The sequence below is a fragment of the Nibricoccus aquaticus genome (genome assembly GCF_002310495.1).
GTDB classification, from domain to species: domain Bacteria; phylum Verrucomicrobiota; class Verrucomicrobiia; order Opitutales; family Opitutaceae; genus Nibricoccus; species Nibricoccus aquaticus.
Window position 1 is genome coordinate 1,199,873 of the sequence record NZ_CP023344.1, and the last position, 25,050, is coordinate 1,224,922.

General features: G+C 63.6%; 17 protein-coding genes. 10 read left to right on the top strand and 7 right to left on the bottom strand.

What is annotated here, in order from left to right; all coding sequences use genetic code 11:
- Positions 1-77: 77 nt before the first annotated feature.
- From CMV30_RS05060 to CMV30_RS05095, 8 genes are all read left to right on the top strand, one after another.
- Positions 78-1,670 carry a sodium:solute symporter family transporter gene (locus CMV30_RS05060; protein ID WP_138223139.1) on the top strand — a complete coding sequence of 531 codons (1,593 nt, stop codon included), beginning with the start codon at positions 78-80 and terminating at the stop codon, positions 1,668-1,670.
- Positions 1,667-2,848, top strand: coding sequence for an iron-containing alcohol dehydrogenase (locus CMV30_RS05065; protein ID WP_217494464.1), 1,182 nt, complete (start codon positions 1,667-1,669; stop codon positions 2,846-2,848). Before CMV30_RS05060 ends, CMV30_RS05065 begins: the two co-directional genes overlap by 4 nt.
- A gap of 2 nt (positions 2,849-2,850) precedes the next feature.
- Positions 2,851-3,771 (top strand): dihydrodipicolinate synthase family protein, encoded by a 921-nt coding sequence (locus CMV30_RS05070; protein ID WP_096055005.1) that lies wholly within the window; start codon positions 2,851-2,853, stop codon positions 3,769-3,771.
- Positions 3,768-4,973 (top strand): four-carbon acid sugar kinase family protein, encoded by a 1,206-nt coding sequence (locus CMV30_RS05075; protein WP_096055006.1) that lies wholly within the window; start codon positions 3,768-3,770, stop codon positions 4,971-4,973. Before CMV30_RS05070 ends, CMV30_RS05075 begins: the two co-directional genes overlap by 4 nt.
- 8 nt (positions 4,974-4,981) lie before the next feature.
- Positions 4,982-6,001 carry a 4-hydroxythreonine-4-phosphate dehydrogenase PdxA gene (pdxA, locus tag CMV30_RS05080; protein WP_096055007.1) on the top strand — a complete coding sequence of 340 codons (1,020 nt, stop codon included), beginning with the start codon at positions 4,982-4,984 and terminating at the stop codon, positions 5,999-6,001.
- Positions 6,002-6,109: 108 nt separating this feature from the next.
- Positions 6,110-7,924 (top strand): exo-alpha-sialidase, encoded by a 1,815-nt coding sequence (locus CMV30_RS05085; RefSeq protein WP_096055008.1) that lies wholly within the window; start codon positions 6,110-6,112, stop codon positions 7,922-7,924.
- Positions 7,925-8,022: 98 nt separating this feature from the next.
- On the top strand, positions 8,023-11,925 hold the full coding sequence (locus CMV30_RS05090) for a malectin domain-containing carbohydrate-binding protein (protein WP_175414735.1): 3,903 nt from the start codon (positions 8,023-8,025) through the stop codon (positions 11,923-11,925).
- A gap of 238 nt (positions 11,926-12,163) precedes the next feature.
- A complete protein-coding gene (locus CMV30_RS05095; RefSeq protein WP_096055010.1) occupies positions 12,164-13,411 on the top strand; it encodes an L-rhamnose isomerase in 1,248 nt (415 codons plus the stop codon).
- Between the two features lie 74 nt (positions 13,412-13,485).
- On the opposite strand, the gene CMV30_RS05100 is transcribed toward CMV30_RS05095, so the two are convergent.
- The 7 genes from CMV30_RS05100 to CMV30_RS05130 all read right to left on the bottom strand — a co-directional run bounded on the left by CMV30_RS05100 (position 13,486) and on the right by CMV30_RS05130 (position 21,414).
- A complete protein-coding gene (locus CMV30_RS05100; RefSeq protein WP_175414736.1) occupies positions 13,486-14,019 on the bottom strand; it encodes a hypothetical protein in 534 nt (177 codons plus the stop codon).
- The gene (locus CMV30_RS05105) at positions 13,982-14,371 is read right to left on the bottom strand and encodes a hypothetical protein (RefSeq protein WP_138223140.1); all 390 of its coding nucleotides are present in this window, start codon (positions 14,369-14,371) and stop codon (positions 13,982-13,984) included. Before CMV30_RS05105 ends, CMV30_RS05100 begins: the two co-directional genes overlap by 38 nt.
- Before the next feature lie 31 nt (positions 14,372-14,402).
- Positions 14,403-15,170, bottom strand: coding sequence for a triose-phosphate isomerase (gene tpiA / locus CMV30_RS05110; protein ID WP_096055013.1), 768 nt, complete (start codon positions 15,168-15,170; stop codon positions 14,403-14,405).
- Between the two features lie 112 nt (positions 15,171-15,282).
- Complete coding sequence (pgk, locus tag CMV30_RS05115) at positions 15,283-16,539, bottom strand: phosphoglycerate kinase (protein WP_096055014.1); 1,257 nt, start codon at positions 16,537-16,539, stop codon at positions 15,283-15,285.
- Between the two features lie 149 nt (positions 16,540-16,688).
- The gene (gene gap, locus CMV30_RS05120) at positions 16,689-17,735 is read right to left on the bottom strand and encodes a type I glyceraldehyde-3-phosphate dehydrogenase (protein ID WP_096055015.1); all 1,047 of its coding nucleotides are present in this window, start codon (positions 17,733-17,735) and stop codon (positions 16,689-16,691) included.
- Positions 17,736-17,931: 196 nt separating this feature from the next.
- Complete coding sequence (locus CMV30_RS05125; RefSeq protein WP_096055016.1) at positions 17,932-20,376, bottom strand: alpha-amylase family glycosyl hydrolase; 2,445 nt, start codon at positions 20,374-20,376, stop codon at positions 17,932-17,934.
- A 96-nt stretch (positions 20,377-20,472) separates the two neighbouring features.
- Positions 20,473-21,414: an alkaline phosphatase family protein gene (locus tag CMV30_RS05130; protein ID WP_175414737.1), complete on the bottom strand. Its 942-nt coding sequence runs from the start codon at positions 21,412-21,414 to the stop codon at positions 20,473-20,475.
- Between the two features lie 93 nt (positions 21,415-21,507).
- On the opposite strand from CMV30_RS05130, the gene mnmA reads away from it, so the two are divergent.
- Positions 21,508-22,653, top strand: coding sequence for a tRNA 2-thiouridine(34) synthase MnmA (gene mnmA, locus CMV30_RS05135; RefSeq protein WP_096055018.1), 1,146 nt, complete (start codon positions 21,508-21,510; stop codon positions 22,651-22,653).
- 17 nt (positions 22,654-22,670) lie between these two features.
- Complete coding sequence (locus tag CMV30_RS05140) at positions 22,671-25,010, top strand: FUSC family protein (protein WP_096055019.1); 2,340 nt, start codon at positions 22,671-22,673, stop codon at positions 25,008-25,010.
- Positions 25,011-25,050 lie beyond the last annotated feature (40 nt).

Here is a 25,050-nt window from a genome sequence, read left to right on the forward strand (position 1 = left end):
CATAACCCACTCTCTGGTTCATTTCGTCCGCCAATTGAACCGCCTGCACCCGCTTCAACCCCAGTCCCGCCATCTCAGTGAGCCTGCATTTCTTAGATTATCTGGTCCTCGGCCTATATGCGCTCGGAATAGCCGTGCTCAGCTTCGTCGTCTCGAAAAAACAAAAGACCGCCGCCGACTACTTCGTCGCAGGCCGCTCCATGCCCGCCTGGGCCGTCGCCATGGCTCTCATGGCCGCCCTGATCAGCAGCAACACTGTCATCGGCCACCCCGCCACCGTCTATCAGAAGGGCATGATCCTTCTGCTGGGTAACGCCTCGCTGCTCTTCGTCCTCATCTTCGTCGCGAAGTACATCGTCCCCTTTTATCGCCACGTCATCGGCATGAGCGCCTACGAGTACATCGGCGCCCGCTTCGGTGTCGCTGGCCGCATGTACGCCTCCGCCGGTTTCGTCGCTTCCTGCGTTTTCGACCTCGGCCTGACGCTCCTCACCACCGCGATCGCGCTCAACATCATGACCGGCTGGAGCCTCACCGAAGTCCTGCTTTGGACCTCCGGCTTCACCATCATCTACACGATGATCGGCGGCATGAAAGCCGTGGTCTGGTCCAGCGTGATCCAAGGCTCGGTCCTTATCGGCGCCGCCTTGATGATCATCGCCCGCCTCGTCTTCGCTCCCGAAGTCGGCCCTCCCGGCGCGGTCCTCGGCGAAGCCTGGCGCGCCGGCAAATTCGATCTCGGCAGCTTCGAGTTCTCTTGGGCATCCCTCTTCGATACCACCGTCACCAGCCAGTGGCTTTTCCTGCTAGCCTATCTGGCCAACTGGTGCCGCCGCTACATCGCCGACCAGCACATGGTTCAACGCTACTTGATCGCCCGCACGGATAAGGACGCGGCAAGCGGCGCATTTTGGAACGGCTTTCTCTGCGTCCCCATCTGGGCGATCTTCATGCTCATCGGCGCCTGCCTCTACGGTTACTACCAACTCAGCGCGCAGCCCGGCCCCGCCCTCAGCGACAACGTCGTCCCGCACTTTATCGTTAACCACCTCCCCGCAGGCATCGTCGGCCTCGTACTCGCCGCGATTATCGCCGCCACGATGTCCTCCATCAGCGCCGACCTGAACAGCATCTCGACGGTCCTCACGACCGACTTCGTCGGCCACTACTTCCCCAACCTCCGCGACCGCGTGCAACTCCTGCTCGGCCGCCTCCTCGTTTTCGCCTCCGGCATCCTCGCAACCGCCGTCGCCCTCTATATGCGTCCCACCGAAGGCGCCGCCTCCATCATGGAACGCGGCGTCACCGTCGCCGCCGTGCTCTCGGGCGGCACGCTCGGCCTCTTCTTCCTCGGCTTCCTCACTCGCCGCGCCACCCGCCAGGGCTGCTACATAGGCATCGCCGCCTGCGCTGTATTTACCGCGTGGGGACTGCTCACATCCACCAGCTCCTCTGGCAAACGCCTCCTCGATCTCGGCTTCAACTTCGAGATGAACCCAATCCTCATCGGCGTTTTTGGTCACGTTGTCCTCTTCGGCGTCGGTTATATCGCGAGTCTCCTCTTCGGCGGCTACCGCCCCGAAAACGTCGAGCAACTCACCTTCCGCCGCAAATACGGCACCGTCGCCGCCTCCGCATCCGCTACAACCAACACGTCCGCGCACTCGTGACACCCGCGCTGCACAGCCCACCTGCCACCATCACCCTGCGCCAGCCACCGCGCATCGGTTTCGGTCCCGGCTGCGCGCTCGAATGCACCGCCGAGCTCACCGCCCGCGGCGCCCGTCGCATCCTCATCGTCCTCTCCGCCTCCGCCCGCAAAGCCGCCGCCCCGGTCCTCGACGCCCTTCACGCCCAATCCTTCGAACTCATCCTCCGCGAAGGCGTCCCCCCCGAGCCCACCGTCGGCGACCTCGAAAAACTCCAGTCCTCCCTCGCCGCCTCCTCCGAAACCTTCGACGCCGTCCTCGGCATCGGCGGCGGCTCCGTCCTCGACGTCGCCAAACTCCTCGCCGCCCTCCACGGCCAGCCCGGCTCCGTCCGCACGTACTTCGGGATGCACCTGCTCCCTCCGCGCCGCGTCCCGCTGATCTGTCTTCCCTCGACCTCCGGCGCCGGCAGCGAAGTTTCTCCCAACGCCATCCTCTACGACGAGGACGCGAAACTCAAAAAAGCCGTCATCAGCCAATGGCTCGTCCCCGACGCCGCCTTCGTCGATCCGCAACTCACCGTAACGCTCCCGCCCGCCACCACCGCCGCCACCGGCATCGACGCGCTCTCCCACTGCCTCGAAGCCTACGCCAACCGCGCCGCCCACCCCACCGTCGATCTCTACGCCCTCGAAGGCATCCGCCTCCTGTCCACTTCGCTCAAAAAAGCCGTCCGCCACGGCGCCGACCTCGACGCCCGCGCCGCCTGCGCCCTCGGCAGTCTCTACGGCGGTCTCTGCCTCGGCCCCGTGAATACCGCCGCCGTCCACGCCCTCTCCTACCCGCTCGGCTCCGAATTCCGCCTCGCCCACGGCCTGGCCAACGCCCTGCTCCTCCCGCACGTCGTGCGCTTCAATCTTCCCGCCGCCCCCGCCCGCTACGCCGCCATCGCCCGCGCCCTCGGCGTCTCCGCGCCCGCCGGCACAGCCGACGAAACAGTCGCCGCCCTCGGCGTCGAAAAACTTTTCTCACTCAACGCCGCCTGCGGTCTGCCCTCCAGGCTCTCCGCCGTCGGCGTCCCATCCGACGCGATTCCACGCATGGCCGTGGACGCCCTGAAGATCACCAGACTCCTGAAAAACAACCCGCGCGAGGTCACTCTCGCCGACGCCGAAACCATCTACCGAGCAGCTTTTTGACCATGGTCAAATCCACCAAACACCGCGGCGTCATCGTTCCGATGGCCACGCCCTTCACTTCATCCGGCGTTCTCGATCAACCAGCCGCCGAGCGCCTCGTCGCCCATCTCGCGACCAACGACATCGGCGTCTTCGTCCTCGGCACCACCGGTGAAGCCGCGTCCATTGCTCCCGCCTGCCGCGCCCGCCTCATCGAGATCGCTGTCAAAACCGCCGCCGGCCGCGTCCCCGTTTACGCCGGTCTCTCCGATAACTGCGTCGCCAGCTCCATCGAAGCCGGTCGCAACTGGCTCCGCCTCGGAGTCGACGCCGTCGTCGCCACGCTCCCGTCTTACTACCTGCTCAACCCTGCCGAGATGCAGGCCTGCTACGAGCTCCTCGCCCGCGAAATTAAAGGCGCCTTCATCCTCTACAACATCCCCTCGACCACCCGCATGTCGATCCCCCTCGACGTGGTCCAGCGCCTCAGCGAGATCCCCAACATCGTTGGCTTCAAAGACTCTGAAAACGTCCCCGGCCGCCTCGAAAAAACCGCCGAGCTTTTCTCAAAGAATCCAAATTTCTCCATCTTCATGGGCGCCGCCGTCCTCTCCGCCCAAGCCCTCCGCGCTGGCTTCGACGGCCTCGTTCCCAGCTCTGGCAACATCGCCCCCGCTCTCTGGCGCGATCTCTTCAACGCCTCCCTTGAATCCCGCTGGGAACAAGCCGAAGAACTCCAGCGCCGCGCCGATGCGGTCGCCCGCGTTTTCCAACGCGACCGCTCCCTCGGCCAGTCGCTCGCCGCGCTGAAGGTCTGTCTCGAAACACTCGGCCTCTGCGGCCCCGCCGTCCTACCTCCGCTTCTTCCACTCGACGAAGCCGGCCGCGCCACCGTCCAACGCGAGCTCGCCGCCCTCGATCTCGCTCCCGTCTCCGCGCGATGACCGCCTCGCCCATCGTCGTTCTCGCCGACGATCTCACCGGCGCCGCCGAGATCTGCGCCATCGGCCGCGCCCATGGCCTCAACGCCGTCGTCGCCCTCTCCACCGAATCGCTCCCGCGCGACGTCAGCCTTCTCGTCTTCGACACCGACTCCCGCCTCAACACGCCCACCGAGGCCGCGCACAAAGTCCGCCACATCATCGACCACCTGCCGTCCGGCTGGAACACGCGCGTATTCAAAAAAACCGACTCCGTCCTCCGCGGCCCCGTCGTCGCCGAACTCGAAGCCGCCGCCGCGGCGCTCCACACTGATCGCGTTCTCCTCGCGCCCGCCAACCCATCCCTCGGCCGCAAAATTCAGGACTCGCTCTACACGGTCAACGGCACCGCCCTCGATAAAACCGCCTTCGCCCACGACCCGCACCACCCCGCGCACTCCGCCCACGTCGCCGCCCTTCTCGGCCCGACGACAATACTTCCGCTCGTCCTCGCCCGCCCCGCGATGACGCTCCCATCCACCGGCCTCATCGTCGCCGAAGCCGCCTCGCCCGACGACGTCGCCCACTGGGCCTCGCGCCTTCAGCCCGGCACTCTCCCCGCCGGCGGCGCCGACTTTTTCCAAGCCTACCTCGCCAGCCTCGGCCTGACTCCCGCCAGCGCCTCAGAACAATCCATCGCGCTCCCCGCCGGCCCCAGCCTCATCATCTCCGGCACCACCAGCACCGCCGGCCAGACCCTCCGCCAGACCGCCCGCGATTCCGGCCTCCCCGTTTTCCCGATTCCTCCGTCACTCCTGAACGCCGGCGAATCCTTCGAGACCATCGTCAAAAGCTGGTCCGATAACATCCGCCGCGCCCTCATCACCCAGGGCATCGCCATCGCCGTCGTCGATCAACCGCTCAGCGACTCTCCGCAAATTTCCTCCGCCATCCGCCGCGCCTTCGCCCGCATGGCCACGCTCCTCGACCAGCACCGCGCCTTCCATCACCTCCTCGTCGATGGTGGCGCCACCGCCGCCGCCGTCACCCGCTCGCTCGCCTGGCACCAACTCTCCACCGCCGCCATCTGGGCGCCCGGCGTCGTCTCCCTTCAACCGCTCGCCGCGCCCGACGTCCTCCTCACGCTCAAACCCGGCAGCTATTCCTGGCCCGCCCCTCTCTGGGAAAAACTCCTCGCGCGCTCCACGCCGTCCTCCGTTTCCTGATTTCCGACATGTCGTCCGCCACTCTTCCGATCCTCGCCATCACACTCGGCGATCCCGCCGGCACCGGCCCCGAGATCATCGCAAAAGCCCTCGCACTCCCCGAGATCCACACGATCTGCCGTCCGCTAATCGTCGGCGACGCCGCCGTCCTCACGCAGGCACTACGCTTCGTTAACTCCTCTCTCAAGGTCCGCGCCTTCGCTTCCGTCGCCGAAGCCACCTACTCGCCCGACACCATCGCCGTTCTCGATCTCAAAAACGTCGAGCTCGCCAAACTCCAGCTCGGCAAAGTCGACGCCATGGCCGGCCAGGCCGCCTACGAGTACGTGAAACACGCCGCCGAACTCGCCCTCGCCGGTGAAGTCGCCGCCATTGTCACCTCCGCGCTCAACAAAGCCGCCATGAATCTCGCCGGCCATCACTACGATGGACACACCGGCCTGCTCGCCGAGGTCTGCAAATCTCCTGGCGCCACGATGATGCTCGTCGCCGAAAAACTCCGCGTCAGCCACGTCTCCACCCACGTCCCGCTCCGCGTCGCCATCGACCGCGTCCGTCCCGAGCGCATCCTCAAAGTTCTCCAGCTCACGCACGACGCCGTTAAAAAACTCGGCATCGAAAAACCAAAAATCGCCGTCGCCGGCCTCAATCCACACGCCGGCGAAAACGGCCTCTTCGGCGACGACGAACAAAAATTCATCGAGCCCGCCATCGCCGAGGGCCGCGCCCGCGGCTTCGACGTCTCCGGCCCTTACGCAGGCGACACCGTTTTCTTCCGCGTGCTCCAAGGCGAATTCGACGCTGGCATCGCCATGTACCACGACCAAGGCCACGTCGCTGCCAAGATGCTCGGCATCTGGCGCGGCGTGAACGTCACCCTCGGCCTCCCAATCATCCGCACCTCCGTCGAACACGGCACCGATTTCGCCAATGTCGGCACCGGCCGCGGCGACCCGCGCAGCCTCGTCGAAGCGATAAAACTCGCCGCGACGATGGCGAAAAACCGCGCGCCCATCACCGTTCCGTAAGGTTCGCGCCCGTAGCCTCACCAGCTACACTTTTCAGCTCTCCGACATAGGTCCTATTCGTCCCATAAGACCCATAGGCCCCATCCTCATCGCCGCATACTCACCGCCATGAAATCCACTCTCCGCGCTCTCCCGCTCTCGGCCTTCGCCCTCGCCACCACCGCACTTCTGGCCGCCGATCCCGCCGCGCCCGAGTTAGTCCTCACAGACACCCAGCGCGTCGAGAGCACCGCCGACGGCGCCCTCCGCCCCGCTGTCGGCGTCCACAACATCCAGGTCGTCCGCGCCAACCGCACCACCGCGCAGCACACCGATCCGTCCATCAACCACACGTACCTCCACGCGCCGATGCTCGCCTACTGGCGCGGCCAGTTCTACGTCGATTACCTCAGCGGCCCCGTCAACGAACACGACCACAACACCGTCACCAACTACGCGACCTCCCCCGACGGCCTCACTTGGTCCACACCAAAAACTCTCTTCCCCGCCATCAAGCTCGCCGACGGCACGCTCAGCCTCATGCATCAGCGCGCGAGCTTCTACGTCGCCCCCGGCGACCGGCTCCTCGCCACCGGCTTCCACGGCCAGTATCCGTCTCCCAACGACGGCACCGGCATCGGCCGCGTCATCCGCGAAATCAAAGCCGACGGCTCCCTAGGCCCCATCTACGTCATCCGCCTCAACCGCCACGCGGGCCACACCGAGAAGAGCCTGCCCTACCCGCTCTACACCGCCGCCCCCGACAAATCCTTCGTCGCCGCCTGCGACGCCCTTCTCGCCGACCGCCGCTACACCTCGCAATGGTGGGAAGAGGAAAAGTCCGACGACGGTTACTTCAACCTCACGCTCAAAGCCGTGAGCACCGTCCGCCGCCCAGACGGCTCGCTGCTCGCCATTGCCAAAGACGCCCAGCACGCCTCCAGCACCGACGAAGGCAAAACCTGGAAACGCCTCGGCTTCGCCGAAAACCTCCCCGTCAACTCCTCCAAATACTGGCTCGATAAAACCACCGACGGCCGCTTCGCCCTTGTCTTTAATCCCACCAGCCGCCTCCGCTTCCCCCTCGCCATCGCCACCTCGACCGACGCCAAAAACTTCGGCGACCTCCTCACCATCCACGGCGATCTCCCGCCGCAGCGCTTCCCCGGCAAATTCAAAAACCTCGGCGCCCAGTACGTCCGTGGCATCTCCGAAGGCAACGGCACCCCGCCCGACGGCGGCCTCTGGCTGACCTACTCCACGCATAAAGAAGACATCTGGGTCTCCCGCGTTCCCGTTCCTGTCACCGGCACCGTGCCCGATAAACCGATACAGGACAACTTCGACGCCACCGCCCTCAACACGCTCCCAGCCAACTGGAACATCTACAGCCCCGCCTGGGCCCCCGTCCGCGTCACCGACTCCGGCGACGCCACCCAACGCCGCTCCCTCGAACTCCGCGACGAAGACCCTTACGAGTACGCCCGCGCCGTCCGCGTCTTTCCGGCCACCCACGGTGTGAAGATCGAGTTCAAAGTCCTCCCCCGCCAGTCCACCGCCCGCCTCGAAATCGACATCCTCGGCCCCCGCGGCGAACGCCAGTCCTCCTTCGCCTTCGGCACCGACGGCCACCTCTGGCTCAACCACGAAGGCATCTGGACCGACAACGGCCCCTACAGCGCCGGCCAGTGGTTCACCTTCAGCTACGCGCTCCCGCCCAATCCAAAATCAGACCGCGGCACCTGGCTCATCAACGGCAAACCCACCACGCCTCCCGCCGGAGGCCCCATCGAACTCACCGCGACGATCGAACGCCTCTCCTTCCGCACCGGCCCCCTCGCCGACCGCCCCGAAGGTCGCGGCAAAGACATCCCCGACGCCGACGAAAAAGTCCCCGCCGCCTCCTTCCTCATCGACGACGTTGCCATCACGCCAGTCCGCTAATTCCGATGGAGGCGCGACGCCCTCCTCGCGCGCGCCCGTCCTCCATTCCTATCCGGAATCCTGTTAATCCTCTTAATCCTGTCCAAAAACTCTGCGCCGTGAACTCCGTCTTCGCCCGCCTCGTTCTCTTCTTCACGGCCCTCACCGCCTCTGCATTCTCTCAAGCGCCCGAGCCATCCCTCGCCCCGCGCACCGAGATCGCTCTCACCGACAACTGGCGCACCGCCTACGACGAATCCGACCCCGAAAAATTCGCCGCCTCCACGTCTCCAAACTTCGACGACACCGCCTGGAAAACCGTCAGCATCCCTCACAACTGGGACGACTACCAAGGTTTCCGCCAGGTCAAAGCCGGCCACCTCTACGGCCACGCGTGGTACCGCACCACCGCCACACTCCCCGCCTCCGCGCTCTCCGCTGATCGCCGTCACTTCCTCTTCTTCGAAGGCGTCGGCGCCTACGCTACAGTCTGGGTGAACGGCAAACTCATCGGCAAACACGGCGGCGGCCTCACCACCTTCACGCTCGATGTCACCGACGCGCTCAACACCGACGGCAAACCCAACATCATCGCCGTCCGTGCCGACCATACACCGGGCATCCGTGATCTCCCCTGGGTCAACGGCGGCAGCGAACGCGCCTACGGTTTCGCCGAAGGCTCCCAACCCTTCGGCATCCACCGCCCCGTCCGCCTCGTCTCCACTTCCTCAGTGCGCGTCGAGCCCTTCGGCACTCAGATCTTCGCCGACCGTGAAACACTTTCTGCGTCCAACGCCACCGTCCACGTCCGCACCGAACTTAAAAACCACGGCGCCACACCGCAGTCCATCCGCCTCGTCTCCAAACTCCGCGAAACTTCCAAGCAAGTCGTCACCGAAATTTCTTCCGACATCACCCTCGCTCCCGGCGAAACCAAAACCGCCGCGCAAACGCTCCCCACTCTACGCAACCCGCAGCTCTGGTCTCCCGCCCACCCGCATCTCTACACACTCACGACCGAGCTCCTCTCTTCCTCCACCAACAGCATCGTCCTCGACCGCGTCGAAACCATCACCGGCTTCCGCACCATCGATTGGCGCGGGGCCGATCCTAAATCCACCGACGGCCGTTTCTTCATCAACAACGAGCCCTTCCTGATCAACGGCACCGCCGAGTACGAGCACCTCCTCGGCCAGAGCCACGCGTTCTCCGATACACAGATCCGCGCCCGCGTCCGCCAGATCGAGTCCGCCGGCTTCAACGCCTTCCGCGACGCCCACCACCCGCACAATCTCCGCTACGCCGATTACTGGCAGCGCGACGGCATCCTCTGGTGGCCGCAGTTCGGCACCCACATCTGGTTCGACAACGACGCCTTCAAAACCGCCTTCAAAGAAAAACTCCGCCAGTGGGTGAAAGAGCGCCGCAACAATCCCGCCGTTGTCCTCTGGGGCCTCCAAAACGAGAGCCGCCTCCCCGCCACGTTCGCCGCCGAATGCGTCGCCTTCATCCGCGAGATGGACCCCACCGCCACCGTCGAACGCAAGATCACCACCTGCAACGGCGGCGAAGGCTCCGACTGGAACGTCCCGCAAAACTGGTCCGGCACCTACGGCGGCGATCCCGAAACCTACGCCGAGGATCTCCGCACCCAGCGCCTCGTCGGCGAATACGGCGCCTGGCGCTCGCTCGACTATCACGCCGAGGGTCCGCTCGACCTCAAAGGCGCGTACACCGAGGAGCGTTTCACCGCGATCATGGAGACCAAGGTCCGTCTCCTCGAAAAAGCCCGCGGCTACGCCAGCGGACACTTCCAGTGGCCTTTCGCGACCCACACCAATCCCGGCCGCAACATCGGCGAACTCGGCGAACAAACCCGCGACGGCTGGCGCGAGCTCGATCAGATCGGACCCGCCAACAACAAGGGCCTGCTCACCATCTGGGGCGAACCGCTCGACGCGTTCTACATGTACCGCTCGAACTTCGCGCCGAAACAAACCGACCCGATGGTCGTCATCGCGTCGCACACCTGGCCCGACCGTTGGGCTAAACCCGGCAAAAAATCCGGCATCATCGTTTACTCCAACTGCGATGAGGTGGAACTTTTCAACGACCTCGGCCAGCGCTCCCTCGGCAAACGCACCCGCGCCGGCCACGGCACGCACTTCACGTGGGACGACGTAGATATCCAGACCAACACGCTCTACGCCGAAGGCCGCGTAAACGGCAACGTCGTCGCCCGCGACCTCATCACGCTCCATCATCTCCCCGTCGGCCCCGCCCTCGCCAAACGCGAAGCCGCCCAGACCTCGCTCACGAAACCCGCGCCCGGCCAAAAGTACCTCTACCGCGTCAACCTCGGCGGCCCCGACTACACCGACGAACAAGGTAATCTCTGGCTCGCCGACCGCGACTACCGCGAAGGCGACGCCTACGGCACCGCTTCTTGGGCTCAGCAATTCCCCAATCTCCCCGCCGCTTTCGGCAGTCAGCGCAAAATCTTCGATCCCATTCTCGGCGCACGCGACGACGCCCTCTTCCAAACCTTCCGCTACGGCCGCCACGAACTCCGCTTCCTCTTCAACGTCCCGGATTCAAACGCCGAATACCGCATCGAACTCTTTCTCACCGAGCCATGGTACGGCACCGGCGAAGGCGACGCCGAGGGCTGGCGCATCTTCGACGTCGCCGTGAACGGCGAGACGAAACTCCGTGACCTCGACATCTGGAAAGAATCCGGCGGCCGCGCCCACGCCCTGAAAAAAGTCATCACCGCCCGCCCCCAAAACGGTCGCCTCGAAATCTCCTTCCCACGCGTCTCCTCCTACCAAGCCGTCCTCTCCGCCATCGCGATCTCCAGCGCCGACACCTCCCTCTCCACGTCCGCCTCTCTTCCCTCCGGCCTCTTCACAATCTCCCCCTCCGCGCCTTCCGCCGCCACCGCTTCCGTCGAAGCCCTCACCCACCTCGACACCGGCGACCGCTTCTCGCCCGACACCGACGACACCATTGTCTCGCTCCCCGAATCCCTCCGCAACGCCGCCTGGGTCCGCTTCCCCGCGATCCGCTCCCGCGCCTTCAGCCTCACGCTCACCGCCGACTCCGACGCCTTCCTCGTCCTTCCCGACGACGCCAAATCCCCCGACGGCTGGCTCCCAATTTCCTCCCCACTCGTCACGCGTAACAGCCGCTACTCCCTGCACACCCGTCGCCACGCCGCCGGGTCGCACATCGCCGTCAAACCCGACACCGCACTCTACGCCGTCATCGCCGTCCCCACGCGCCCACTACCGCCGCCCCAAAGCCTCGCCGACCTCACATTGCCTCCCGGCTGGGTCGCAGCGGGTCACGTGAAAATGGGCCTGCCCGTCCACACCGACGCCGGCCTCACCTTCACGCAAATCGCGCCCAACCTCACCGACGCCGACTGGCTGCAAACCCCGTCGAAGCTCACGCCCGGCTCCGCCCGCCCGCGTTTCACCGTCACCGACCACGTCGAAGTCTACGTCGCTCTTCCCGCCACCGAACCGACGCCCGCCAACTGGATCGCCTCCCCCGAACTCGCGCTCCTCACCAGCGCCAGCTCCACCCAGCCGCTCGCCCTCCACCGTCGCCGCTTCGCCCCCGGCCAAACCGTCGACCTCGCCGGCCACTCCCCCGTCTCCGTCCTCATCCGCCCCGTCCGCGCCGCCTTCACCTATCAACCGGTGGCAACCTCCTCTGACGGAAAAACCACGCACACCTACACCATCGAAGTCGGCGTCGGCTCCCGCTACGGCCTCAACTTCCGCTACGCGACCGCTTCTTCCGAACCCATCGAGGTCGAACAACAAATCATCACCAACGAAGGCCGCGTCCTCCGCACCGACACGCTAAAATTCCCGCCACTCAAGCCCGGCGAAACCTCGTCCATCCTCCGCACCCGCACCGGCTCCAGCATCAACGCCGGCACCTACCAGATCCGCCTCACTCCGCTAAACACCACCGCCGCCCTCACCCTCGAAACCCTCGAAGTCGAATAACCGGTCCGCCTCCCAGACCGATCCATCCGCCTCTCTGGAGGGACGACCTCCGTGTCGTCCATTCCGCTCCGCCTTCCGACATCTGGCTTCCGGCCTCTGGCCTCTGAGAGTATACGCCCTCCGGCTTCTGCCCTCTGGCATCTATTCTTTTGCCTTCCCCTTCTGACTGTCGTCAGCCCGAAAAGGTTTCTCTTCCGCCGGACGCTCTGCACCGTTTCCACTTTCATCTTACTCTCTCATGGACGCTTTTAACCTGGCCAAAGAACGCTACGCCGAGCTCGGCGTGGACGTCGAAAAATCGCTGCAAGCCCTCGCGAGCACGCCCATCTCGCTCCAATGCTGGCAGGGCGACGACGTCGCCGGCTCCGAGAATCCCAACGCCGCGCTCACCGGCGGCATCCAGGCCACCGGCAACTATCCCGGCAAAGCCCGCAACCTCACCGAGCTCCGCGCCGATCTCGATCAGGCCATCGCGCTGATCCCCGGCCATCACCGCGTCAACCTGCACGCCTGCTACGCCGATCTCGGCGGCAAGAAGGTCGAGCGCAACGCCTACACCATCGAGCAATTCGCGAGCTGGGTCGATTGGGCCAAACCCAAGGGCCTCGGTCTCGATTTCAACCCGACCTATTTCTCGCACGCGCTCTCGGCCGACGGCTTCACGCTTTCGCACCGCGACGCCGGCATCCGCAAATTCTGGATCGAGCACGGCATCGCCTGCCGCCACATCGCCGCCGAAATTGGCAAGCGCCTTGGCAAGACCGTCATCTCCAACGTCTGGATTCCCGACGGTTTCAAAGACACACCCGTCAACCGCCGTGAATACCGCGAGCGCCTTGAGCAATCGCTCGACGCCGTCTTCGCCCCCGCGATCGATCCCGCGCTCAATCGCGACGCCGTTGAGAGCAAACTCTTCGGCATCGGCTCCGAATCCTGCGTCATCGGTTCGCACGAGTTCTACCTCGGTTACGCCGTGAAGAAGCAGAAGATCGTCTGCCTCGACGCCGGCCACTTCCACCCGACCGAGACGCTCGCCGACAAGATTTCCTCTACGCTCCAATTCGTTCCCGAAGTTCTCCTCCACGTCAGCCGCGGAGTCCGCTGGGACAGCGATCACGTCGTCACGCTCGACGACCAGACCAAGGCGCTCATGGAAGAAATCGTGCGCGGCGATTTCCTGAAGCGCGTCCACATCGGCATGGATTTCTTCGACGCCAGCATCAACCGCCTCGCCGCCTGGGTCATCGGCGCGCGCAACACGCAGAAGGCGCTCCTCCTCGCGCTCCTCGAGCCCACCGCAAAACTCCGCGCGCTCGAAGCCGAAGGCGATTTCTCCAGCCGCCTCGCCATCCTCGAAGAAGCCAAGGCGCTTCCCTTCGGCGCCGTCTGGGACGAGTTCTGCAAACGCAACAACGTCCCCACCGGCCACAAGTGGCTCGAGACCGTTAAGAGCTACGAGAAGACCGTCCTCGCGAACCGGAAGTAATTCCCGCGAGCGCCACGCTCACCCAACAAAGAAGCCCGGAACGAATTCGTTCCGGGCTTCTTTGTTTTCAAGGGTCACTCGAGCTTGGGCCATCCCAGCTCGCTGTCTTCATATTTTGCGACGACTTCCCGCCAGTCGAAGCCGACCTCTGGTGAGATCAGTTTCAAAAACAAAATAGGATATTCAAAGCCGATGGTCGGCGCTTCCAGGAATTCGTCGATATCCCAAGAAAGTTCGTCCTTCTTCAATTCTCCATCGGAGATCTTTCTCAAAATCATCTCGTGCAGATCTTGGAAGCTGAGCCGACGGCTTTTCACGTAGTCGAAGTTTTCCTCCAGCAATGCGAGCAGTCGGACTCCAAGCAGCTGCGATAGATGAATCGCCTGACTAAACTCCGCTACATCGGAAAGCTCATCGTCATGACCTTCGAGGTCCCAATACGACGGCTCATTCATCGCTAGCGACACAGCCATCTTTTTGGGATCGAGTCCGAGACTCTCGCGCCGAGTCTTAATCTGCTCTGCAGTGCTCATTCGGGGTGATGTGCTATAGCCGCTGATCGGATCTTCCTCAATAGATCCCCTTGCAGTCTCGGTAATCGAGAACATCGCGAATCGTGGTCTCTCTGGCCAACGCATCTTTCGGCAGCGACAGAATCCTCTCCACGAAAAGAATCAGTGTCGAAGAAACGTCCTCTTCTTTTACTTCAGAGGCGAAGAATTCAAATTCTTCGCGCCGGTCACGATACATGCAGACAATTTCGATGAGCCCCGCGCCACGGAAATAGAACGACACGGCGCGGAGCCCAGATGCGGCTTCGATTCTCCAGCTACCGGTTTCAACGTCTTCATTATCGCCCGCAAGCAGCCTGCTGAATCCTGTAACTTCCGTGAGTGCAGAAAAGCGATGCACCAACGCCCGGCTCACTGACTGAGGCGACGAAAGATTGATTGTCTTCATCTTTAGCCGCCTCGCAGTCAGAGATCCCGCCTTACTTCGCCGCGACCGCTGCTTTCACGAGGTCGACGAAGCTGCGCGTTTCCAGCGACGCGCCGCCGATGAGGCCGCCGTCGATGTCTTTTTGCGCGAGCAGTTCCGGAGCGTTGGCCGGTTTCATCGAGCCGCCGTAGAGGATGCGGACTTTCTGCGCGACTTGTTCGCCGAAGAGCTTCGTGAGCAGCGTGCGGATGAACGCATGGACTTCCTGCGCCTGCTCGGTCGTCGCGACTTTGCCGGTGCCGATGGCCCAGACGGGTTCGTAGGCGATGACTACGCTCGTCGCGAGGTCCTTGCTCACGCCTTCGAGTCCGGCTTCGAGCTGGGTCTGCACAACCTTGAGCGTCGAACCGGCTTCACGCTCGGCGAGCGTTTCGCCGACGCAGAGAATCGGGCGCAGCTGGTTCTTCAGCGCGGCGATGACCTTCTTGTTCACGGCGGCATCGGTCTCGGCGAAATACTGGCGGCGTTCGCTGTGGCCGAGGATGACGTGCGTAGCGAAGAACGCGCGGAGCATCGGGGCGGAAATTTCACCCGTGAAAGCGCCGCTGGCTTCGTGGTGCATGTTCTGCGCGCCGAGCTTCACCGTGGAGCCGTCGATGGCTTTACCGACGGATTCGAGCGAGGTGAAGGGCGGGCAGATGACGATGTCGATATCGACGACCTTGCCGATTTCGGTGACGAGATCCTGGGCGAGCTGAACAGCGTCGGCCGAGGTCTTGTTCATCTTCCAGTTACCGGCGATGAGTTTTTTGCGGATCATAGTTTTAGAAAAGTGAGGGTGAATCGCGAAGAGGCAAAGACGCAAAGCCCGGAGCGAAGAGTCTCAAGAATCACCTGCGACTCTTCGCGACTTTGCGTCTTTGCGATTCAAATTAAGACTCGAGGAAGACAACACCGGGGAGCGCTTTGCCTTCGAGGAATTCGAGGCTGGCGCCGCCGCCGGTGGAGCAGTGCGAGACCTGGGTATCGACTTTGAATTTCTTCGCCGCCGTAGCCGTGTCGCCGCCGCCGACGATCGTCGTGGCACCTTTGGCCGTGGCTTCAGCGATGGCGTCGGCCATGGCCTTGGTCGCACCGGCGAACTTGTCGAATTCGAACACGCCAGCGGGTCCGTTCCAGACGATGGTCTTCGAGGAGAGGATCGCCTTCTTGTAGAGTTCGATCGACTTCGGACCGGCGTCGAGGCCTTCCCAACCATCGGGAATGCCGCCTTCCATCGTCGCGGGCTGCGTGTTCGCGTCGGGCGCGAACTTGTCGGCCGCGATGAAATCAACCGGGAAGATCAACTCGACGCCGCGGGCCTTCGCCTTGGCTTCGAGTTCGCCGACGATCTTCGCGCCTTCAGGATCGAAGAGGCTGGAGCCGATTTTCATGCCGCGAAGTTCCTTGTGGAACGTGTAGGCCATGCCGCCGCCGATGATGATTTTGTCGGCCTTCTCGATGAGATTTTTGATGAGCGGGATTTTGTCCGCGATCTTCGCGCCGCCGAGAATGGCGAGCAGCGGGCGATCGGGATTTTCCAACACCTTCGCGAAGGCTTTCAGCTCCGCTTCCATCAGGAAACCGGCGGCCTTCTGCGACAACGAGACGCCCACGATCGAGCTGTGCGCGCGGTGCGCGGTGCCGAAGGCGTCGTTCACGTAAACATCGGCGAGCTTCGAGAGGCTGGCGCGGAAGGCTTTCACCTTCTCGGGATCAGCCTTGATGGTGGTCTCGGTACCATCGGCCTGCTTCTCTTTGATTTTGCCCTCTTCCTCGATGTGGAAGCGGAGATTTTCGAGCAGGAGAACTTCGCCGGACTTCAGCGCGGCGGCGGCTTTTTCAGCAGCGGGGCCGACGCAGTCATCAACGAACGCGACTGGCTTGTTGAGGAGCTTGGCGAGTTCGGCGGCGACGGGCTTGAGCGAGAATTTCTCGATCACCTTGCCGTCCGGACGGCCGAGGTGGCTGGCGAGGACGAGCGACGCGCCTTTTTCGAGGGCGAACTTGATCGTCGGGAGCGCGGCGGTGATGCGCTGCGTATTGGTGATCGCGCCGGTCTTCTTGTCCTGAGGGACGTTGAAATCGACGCGCATGAACACGCGTTTACCGGAGAGGTCGAGGTCGCGGATGGTTTTGAATTTAGCCATTTGTAGAAAGGAGCGAGAAATTAGAATTCAGGAGCTAGAATAAAAAAAGCGGAAGCGGCTGACTGCATGAGCAGCGCCACTTCCGCCGGGAAACAAAAATCTAGATTCTAACTCTTAGCTTCTAGATTCTGCGCGGCTGCGCGCTCAGCTCAGAGCTTCGCTGCGATCTTCTTGGTGAGCTCGACGACGCGGTTGCTGTAGCCCCATTCGTTGTCGTACCAGCTGACGAGCTTGAAGAACTTGCTGTTCAGTTCGATCGAGCTGCCGGCATCGTAGATCGACGACTGCTTGTCGTGGATGAAGTCAGACGAAACGACTTCGTCGTTCGTGTAGCCGAGGATGCCCTTCAAGTAGGTCTGCGACGCCTTTTCGATGGCGGCGTTGATTTCCTTGAGGGAGGTTTCCTTCGTCGAACGGAAGGTGAGGTCGACAACCGACACGGTTGGCGTCGGGACGCGGAAGGACATGCCGGTGAGCTTGCCCTTGGTCTCCGGGAGCACGAGCGCGGTGGCCTTGGCGGCGCCGGTCGAGGACGGGATGATGTTGATCGCGGCGGAACGGCCACCCTTCCAGTCCTTCTTCGATGGACCGTCGACGGTCTTCTGGGTCGCGGTGTAGGAGTGGATCGTGGTCATCAGACCTTCCTCAAGGCCGAAGCCTTCTTTGAGGAGGACGTGAACGAGAGGAGCCAAGCAGTTCGTGGTGCAGGAAGCGTTCGAGATGATCGTGTGCTTCGAAAGATCGAGTTTGTCGTCGTTAACGCCCATGACGACGGTGATGTCTTCGCCCTTCGCAGGAGCGGAGATGATGACCTTCTTGGCGCCAGCGGCGATGTGGCCCTTGGCTTTTTCAGCCTCGGTGAAGAGACCGGTCGACTCGATGACGAGATCGACGCCGAGCTTCGCCCAAGGAAGTTCAGCCGGGGTCTTCGCGGAAACGACGAGGATGTCCTTGCCGTTGATCACGAGGACGTCGTCTTCAGCCTTGTCGGGCGACGACTTCTTGGAAGCGACGGTGCCCTGGAATTTACCCTGGGTGGAGTCGTACTTGACCAAGTAAGCGAGATTGTCCGCCGGGACGATGTCGCCGACAGCGACGACGTCGAGAGTCGTGCCGAGGAGACCTTGCTCAACAAGAGCGCGGAAGACGAGGCGGCCGATGCGGCCGAAACCATTGATAGCTACTTTGACTGCCATGGGAGACTCCGATTTCTACAGGTATGGGTTGTTGATTGCTGATTGAGTGTGAGCCGCATCCTGCGACGCGGAACGGCTAGTGAAATAAGCGAAGCACGGCGTTGCAAGGGTTTTGGCTGTTTGGCGTCAAACATGCGCAGCAGATGCCAATTTTTGCGTCACGCACAGTTCACCGCCACGAGCGGGCGAAACGCACTCAACTGATAGCGCCTTCTTCCACCCAAAGCCCGCAGCCCAACGCAGGTATGAAAAGATCTGTTTCGACCGGTTCGGCATGGCGGACGGGGCCAGCCGGGAAAAAGCGTTCGTGATCCGCCAGCTGCTTCCACCGCAAACCGGCCAGCTCGGTGCCAACCGGGATAAAGGCATCGCCCAACGTCGGATTCACCGCGAAGAGCAGCCGCTGCGGGCCAAGGCTGCGGTCGGCGTTGAAAATCGTGGCCGTCGCCGTCGAGTCCGGCGCGAAGATGAACCGGAAATAACTGTCCGCCGGCCGCGAAAAGAGACGCAGCAGCTTCCCCGTCTCCGAAAGCCGGAACGCGATCCAGTCGGCGAAATACGCATGCGACGCTGGGAAGCGATAGATGCGCCGGTAATCCAGTGCGTTCAGATCGCCGCGCAGGTACGTGTTGTTCACGCCGTGCTTCGAGCGGAGAAAATCCTGCCCCGCCGAAACCATCGGAATGCCGATCGACGAAAACAAAATCGCCGCCATCAGATGCGTGCGACGCCGGTCGTTGGCCGTGGGCGAGTGACCGTTGTTGTCGGCGTTCTCCGTGATCACGTCTATCCACGTCCGGTCGTCGTGTGACTCCACGTAGTTGATCGTTTGCGCCGGCCACTTCGCATAATGCCACGGTGAGCCCTTCAGGAAATACTCATAGCCCTCACGCGACGCACCGCCGCGGACGAAATCGCGCACGAAGTTCCGGTAGCCATCATTCCACGACGCCCAGCCGGTGTCGCGCAGCGCGCCGCCGATGTGGCCTTTGAAACTCCACGGCTCAGCGATCAGGATCACGTCGGGTTTGATGCGCTTCATCGCCACTTCGATTTCCTTCAGTGCTTCGAGGCCGACAAGATCGGCGAGGTCGAAACGAAACCCGTCGATGCCAAACGTCTCGATTAGATGCGCGCAGCTGTCGATGATCAGCCGCAGCGCCATCGCCGACTGCGCGCGAATGTCGTTTCCGCAACCGCTCCAGTTCGAAAGCGCACCGTCCGCGCCGACATCAAAATAGTACAGCTTGTCCACGAACAACAGATGCGGCGGCTCGCCCACGTGGTTGTACACCACGTCGAGAATCACCGCGATGCCGCGACGATGAAACGCCGCCACCAACTCTTGGAATTCGCGAATGCCCGACGCTTTCTCCGGCTCCAGCGCGAACGCACTCGCCGGAGCAAAGTAGTTCGCCGTCATGTAGCCCCACTGGTACTCCTCCCGCGAGCGGTTGTCCGCTTCCTGGATCGGCTGCAGCTCCACGCAATTCACGCCGAGATTGTGCAGATAAAACTCCGGGCTCTCGACCCACTGTTTGAGTCCTGAAAAACCAAGTCGTTCTTCCGCGCGCAACTTGATCGGCGCGAGCGCCACGAGATCGCGTACATGCGCTTCCGCCACGACGAGATCCTGCCAAGCCGGTGTTTTGAAACTGCGATCGGCTACCGCAATCTGCGCACGATCCAGCACGATGCCCGGCCCTGAACGATCCACCGTCGCTAGCGCGTACGGATCGAGAATGCGTTTTTCCGGATCGAACAGGCCCAGCGAATCCTTAGGCCCGTCCACTTGATACCAATAATACCAGCCGTGCAGATTCTGCGTGAGCGTCACCTCCCAGACATGATCCTCGCGCTTCACGAGTTGGTAACGATGCGGCGTCGCCTGGTGCGAAAGCCGCTCGCACACGCACAATTCCACGCGCCGCGCACGCGGCGCAAAAAGCCGGAAGACCGATTCACCGCCCCGCGCGAGCGCACCGAGTGCGATCTTGCTCTCCAGCTGATAAAAATAGTCACCCGGCCGCAGCGGCACACCTTCCCCGCCCTGCCAGGTCACCGTCCAACCCGCCGACAAATCCACCGGCTCAATCAACGTGAATTGATACAGGTGCTGCCCCGTGCGGCCAGGATCGACAATGTAGTTCACATTGCCCGTGTCGTCGCGCACCGCATTCGGCGCATGCGCAGGCACGTCCTGCCACTGATGATCGCCCGTCACGAACTTGAACCGCATCGGCGGACTTCCGAAAAACTTCTCCGCCTTCGCCGAGAGCAACAGCACCGCATCGCCCGCGAGTGTCGCCGGTTTCAACCGCCACTCATCGTTGCCCACCGCGGATTGCCAGCCGTTAAAATCGCCCGCGAGAAAAACGCTCACACCCGGCGCCGCCAGCTGTGGGTAACGATCCACCCGCAAGAAAAAGAAAATCTCCCCCTTCTTGTTCGCGAAGTACGCGCTATCGCAGCCGTACACATAATCCGGCACCTTCGTCAGCGTCTCGAAACGCGGCGCATCGATCCCCGCGAGCACCAACGGCGGCGTGTGACGCGCCCGCCAGTCATGAGTGAGCTCGATCTTCCCGCTGGTGGGCGAGTCGAGCCAGGCCTGGGCAATTTTGCGTTCGCGAGCAGCCATTGTGGATACGTTGTCGCTATCATCCCGCGTGCCAAACCGCGGACAAGGTTGAAACTCTGTCGACCTAGATGATCGGCCGCCGACTAATAGCGCTCTTTACGGCGTCTCAAACGCCGCCAGCACCGGCTTACCGTCAAAGTACGGCGGCACCGGAATCCCCAATAACCAAAGCGCCGTCGCGCAGGTATCTTCGGTGTTCACCTCGAGCGCGGCGTTCTGCGTGAGATCAGAATTTTTCACCACGCCCGGCCCCGTCGCGATCCACGGAATATGCCGGCTCCGCGCATCGTCCGGCCCATGTGACAAGCCTGCCCCGCCGTGATCCGCCGATAAGATCACCACCGTCGATTGCCGGATGCCCGCGCGCTCCAGCGAGGCAAACAACTGCGCCAGCTCGCCGTCGGTCTCCTCGATTTTATCGAACTGCTCTTTCGAGCCCCAGCCTTTGGCATGTCCCGTCGAATCCACTTCGGCATAATGCACAAAAATCACCGTGGGTTTGTGCGCCTCGATAATCTTCGTCGCAGCCGCCGTCACCTCCGCGTTCGTGTCCTTCGAGTTCGCCTCTTGCGGAATCGCCGTCCACGAAACCGTCCCCGGCTTCGCCAGCGTGGCAAACTTCGACTTCCCAGAGATCAGCGCTGCCGTGTAACCTGAGCGCGTCGCAAATTCGAAAACCGTCGGACGCTTCGGATAAACCGGCTCCTTCAGAGGCAGATCGCTATTCCACTCAATGCCGTGCTTTCTCGGGGTGACACCCGTCAACATGCTCGTGTGCGACGGCAGCGTGATCGAGACCGCCGTCGTCCGCGCCCAAAACGTGTACGACCCTTCACGCACCATCATCCGCAGCGTCGGCATGTTCGCCAGCAACGCCCGGTCCGGCCGCAGCCCGTCGATGCTGATGATCATCACGTGCTCCACCACCGGCAGCGGCCTCTGCGGTTTCCCCACCGCCACGCCGATCTGCGCAAACGCCCCCGTCAGCAACGTCACACCCAGAAACATCACAGCTACGCGCTTCGTCATCGTCTTCATGCGCGCGACCATGCAACGCCGCTCGCCCGAGTAAAGTCCGCGCCGCGTTACGATCAGTTGACGATCCGACCCGCCCGCAATCTCGTGAGCCCGATGTCCACTCGCGAAAAAATCCTCGTCGCCATGTCCGGCGGCGTCGACAGCTCCGTCGCCGCTCTGCTGCTGAAGCGGCAGGGCTACGACATCGTGGGCGCGTACATGAAAAACTGGATCAACGAGGACAACATCGTCGGCCACTGCCCCTGGATGCAGGACATCGACGACGCCCGCGCCGTCGCCGACAACCTCGGCATCGAGTTCCGCGTCGTGAATCTCATGAAGGATTACCGCGAACGCATCGTCGATTACCTCCTCGATGGTTACCGCCGCGGCCTCACGCCCAATCCCGACATCATGTGCAATCGCGAGATCAAGTTCGGCGTCTTCCGCGCCTGGGCCCGCGACAACGGCTTCTCCGCCGTCGCCACCGGTCACTACGCGCGCCGTGAACAAAACTCCGACGCCACGTGGTCGCTCCTCGAAGGCGCCGATAAAAACAAAGACCAATCCTACTTCCTCACGCTGCTCTCTCAGGAACAGCTCGCCGACGCGCGCTTCCCCATCGGCCACATTCCCAAACCCGAACTCCGCGCCCTCGCGCGTGAAGCCGGTCTCGCCACCGCCGACAAAAAAGACAGCCAGGGCATCTGCTTCATCGGCGAGGTGAAGATGCAGGACTTCCTCCGCCAGTACGTCCCCGACCAGCCCGGCCCCATCATCCGCGCCGACGATGGCCGCCTCCTCGGCGAACACCGCGGCCTCCACTACTTCACGCTCGGCCAGCGCAAAGGCATCGGCATTCCCTCCAACACCGACAACAAAGCCTACGTCGTCGTCGGCAAACGCTCCGAGGACCACGCCCTCCTCGTCGCCTTCGACGGTGCCGACGCTCCCGGCCTCTTCGTCAACGAAGTCCGGATACACTCCATCGCCTGGAACTGCCCCCCGCTCACGCAACCGCGCAAACTCGAAGCCCGCGTCCGCTACCGCGACCCCCGCGTCCCCGCCGAATTCATCCCCGACCCCGCACCACTCTCCGACACCTCCGCTCACTCCGTCGTCAGTATCGCTGCAACCAACGCGGCCTATCCCACCACCGCCCTCGTCCGCTTCACCGAGCCGCAACGCGGCCTCGCCTCCGGCCAGATCATCGCCTTCTACGACGGCGAACGCCTCCTCGGTGGCGGCGTGTATTCGTAGGGCCTGACCTCGCGTCCGTGCCGCCGCGCGCCATCGCGCGCAGCTCCGATGTCCCGAGCTCCAGCCTTGTCCGCCCACTCACCCCGCCCACACTCCGAAACGTGCTGCCCGCCGCGCTGAAATCCTCCGCCGCTCCCGGATCGACTTCCCCGCTCGCCCTCCGCTCCGACCTCGCCCGCGCCACCCGCGGCGTCATCGCCTTCCTCGGCCCGCTCCTCGCCGCACAGTTCATCGGCTCATCCGTCCCGCACGAATTCGCCTTCGCCGCCATCGCCGCGCAAAACATCGCGTTCTTCGAAGTGCGCGGCGACTACCGCCTCCGCCTCGCCGTTCTCGGCTGCGCCCTCATCATCCTCACCGCCGCCGCCACGCTCGGCGCCGCCTCCTCCGCCCCGCTCGCCCTAGCACTCGCCGCCACCGCGCTCATCGCGGCCACCACCGGACTCTGGCGCCACCTCAACCCCGACTACGGCCCGCCCCTCGCGATCTCCTCGATGCTCGTCTTCCTCATCGCCCAGGAAACGACGCCCGCCTTCTCCCTCACCCACACCACGCACACCGCGCTCTGGACCCTCGGCGGCGGACTCTGGGGCATCGTCGTGCAAATCGTCCCGTGGTTTTTCCGCCCCCAACAACCGCTCCGCGCCGCCCTCGCCGATTGCTGGATCGCCGCCGCCGAATTTTTCGAAGCAATCGCCGAAAACACATCGAATGTCCGGCACTCGCACGTATCGGAAAAAGAAGCGGCCCTGCGCACCGCGCTCGACAAAGGCTACGCCACACTCGCTTCCGCCCGCACACGACGCGCTCACGGCTTCATCGAAAAACTTGAGCGCAACGCCCACGACGCCGCCCGTCTCTCCATGCGTGTCGGGGCTCTGCAGACCGCGCTCGAAACAACGCCGCCGCGCGCAAATGGCGTTCCTCTTCAATCTGCCTTTCAACCCATCCTTGTCTCACTCGCGAATCACGCCCGCACCATCGCCCTCGCCGTCGTCTCCCGCCAGCCCGCCCACCTCGCACTCGTCGATGTCCGCCTGCGCCGCCTGCTGAATCTCCTCGAAGCCTTCGAAACAGGTCTCGATTCCAACATCCCTTCCGACGCCCACCTCGCCTCCCTCAGCGCGCTCGTCAGCGAAGCCCTCCGCGAAACCGAGACTTCTCTCCGTACCACCCTCAACCGCTCCGCCGAACGCGCCGCCTTCTCCCTCGAATTAACCGATACCGACACCTGGAGCCTCCGCCCCCTCGGCGCCGCGCTCAATTTCTCCCACCGCATCGACCCCGTCCTCGCCCGTTTCACCACCCGCCTGGTTTTCCTGACCGTACTCGCCACCGCCCTCGCCCACACACTCGCGCTCCCGCACGGCTACTGGCTCCCGTTCACCCTGCTCGTCGTCCTCCAGCCCGACTACGGCGCCACCCGCGCCCGCGCCGCCCAACGCGTTGCCGGCACCCTCCTCGGTAGCCTCCTCGCCATCGGCCTCCTCGCCCTCGCGCTCCCCGCACCCGTCCTCTTCGCCCTCATGACCGCGTGCATGTTCGCCTTCGGATTTTTCATGAAGCGCAACTACTCCATCGGCGTGCTCTTCGTGACGATCTTCGTCGTCCTCCTCACCGGTCTCCACCAACCGGTGACAGCCTCCCTCGCCTGGGAACGCCTCGCCTCCAACGCCCTCGGCGGCGTCCTCGCGCTCGTCGGCGCCCTCGTCTTCTGGCCCGTCTGGGAACGCGCCCGCTTCCCCGCCATCCTCGCCGCCTCCCTCCGCGCCAATCTCCACTACTGGGAGCAGATCGACACCCGCCTCCGCGCAGGCCGCGCCTTCGATGACGACATCATCAAGGCCAAACAACGCGTCGAAGGCGCCAACGCCGCCGTCTTCGCCTCGCTCCAGCGCCTCATGGCCGACCCCCAAAACCGCCAGACCGGCCTCGAACACACCGCCGCCCTCGCCAACGGCAACCTCCGCCTCACCCGCGCTTTCAGCGTCACCGCACTCCAACTACACCCCGGCCAGCCCTTCGCCTCCCCCGCCCACGAGCGCTTCTCTGCCCGACTCACGACCACGCTCACCATCCTCGCCGGCGCGGTCGAAGGCGTCACCGAAACTCCCGACACTCTCCGCGCCTGCCGCCGTGAACTGACCTCATCCGTCGCCACGATTGAGCCCGCTCCCGTGTCCGATCTCACGCGCCACCACGCGCTCGCCCACCTCCGTGCCTCGCTCGGCACGGAACTCGCCGCCCTCCTCCTCGCCGCCGAATCCTGCCAGGCCCTCGGCATGTTCGAAGACCCTGACGCCCCGGACGAGCCGCCCCAAGAGAAACCCTCCCCCTCCGCCTCCCCAACCGCTTGAGCAAAGCTTTTACGCGGCGCGGCCTCCCTCCCTCGCTCCC

What these genes read in the sequence shown, in the direction of transcription:
- pgk (WP_096055014.1), bottom strand. Translation starts at nt 16,539, where the DNA reads ATGGCTAAATTCAAAACCATCCGCGACCTCGACCTCTCCGGTAAACGC.
- CMV30_RS05070 (WP_096055005.1), top strand. Translation starts at nt 2,851, where the DNA reads ATGGTCAAATCCACCAAACACCGCGGCGTCATCGTTCCGATGGCCACG.
- mnmA (WP_096055018.1), top strand. Translation starts at nt 21,508, where the DNA reads ATGTCCACTCGCGAAAAAATCCTCGTCGCCATGTCCGGCGGCGTCGAC.
- tpiA (WP_096055013.1), bottom strand. Translation starts at nt 15,170, where the DNA reads ATGATCCGCAAAAAACTCATCGCCGGTAACTGGAAGATGAACAAGACC.
- CMV30_RS05130 (WP_175414737.1), bottom strand. Translation starts at nt 21,414, where the DNA reads ATGAAGACGATGACGAAGCGCGTAGCTGTGATGTTTCTGGGTGTGACG.
- CMV30_RS05085 (WP_096055008.1), top strand. Translation starts at nt 6,110, where the DNA reads ATGAAATCCACTCTCCGCGCTCTCCCGCTCTCGGCCTTCGCCCTCGCC.
- CMV30_RS05095 (WP_096055010.1), top strand. Translation starts at nt 12,164, where the DNA reads ATGGACGCTTTTAACCTGGCCAAAGAACGCTACGCCGAGCTCGGCGTG.
- gap (WP_096055015.1), bottom strand. Translation starts at nt 17,735, where the DNA reads ATGGCAGTCAAAGTAGCTATCAATGGTTTCGGCCGCATCGGCCGCCTC.
- pdxA (WP_096055007.1), top strand. Translation starts at nt 4,982, where the DNA reads ATGTCGTCCGCCACTCTTCCGATCCTCGCCATCACACTCGGCGATCCC.
- CMV30_RS05105 (WP_138223140.1), bottom strand. Translation starts at nt 14,371, where the DNA reads ATGAAGACAATCAATCTTTCGTCGCCTCAGTCAGTGAGCCGGGCGTTG.
- CMV30_RS05125 (WP_096055016.1), bottom strand. Translation starts at nt 20,376, where the DNA reads ATGGCTGCTCGCGAACGCAAAATTGCCCAGGCCTGGCTCGACTCGCCC.
- CMV30_RS05075 (WP_096055006.1), top strand. Translation starts at nt 3,768, where the DNA reads ATGACCGCCTCGCCCATCGTCGTTCTCGCCGACGATCTCACCGGCGCC.
- CMV30_RS05100 (WP_175414736.1), bottom strand. Translation starts at nt 14,019, where the DNA reads ATGTTCTCGATTACCGAGACTGCAAGGGGATCTATTGAGGAAGATCCG.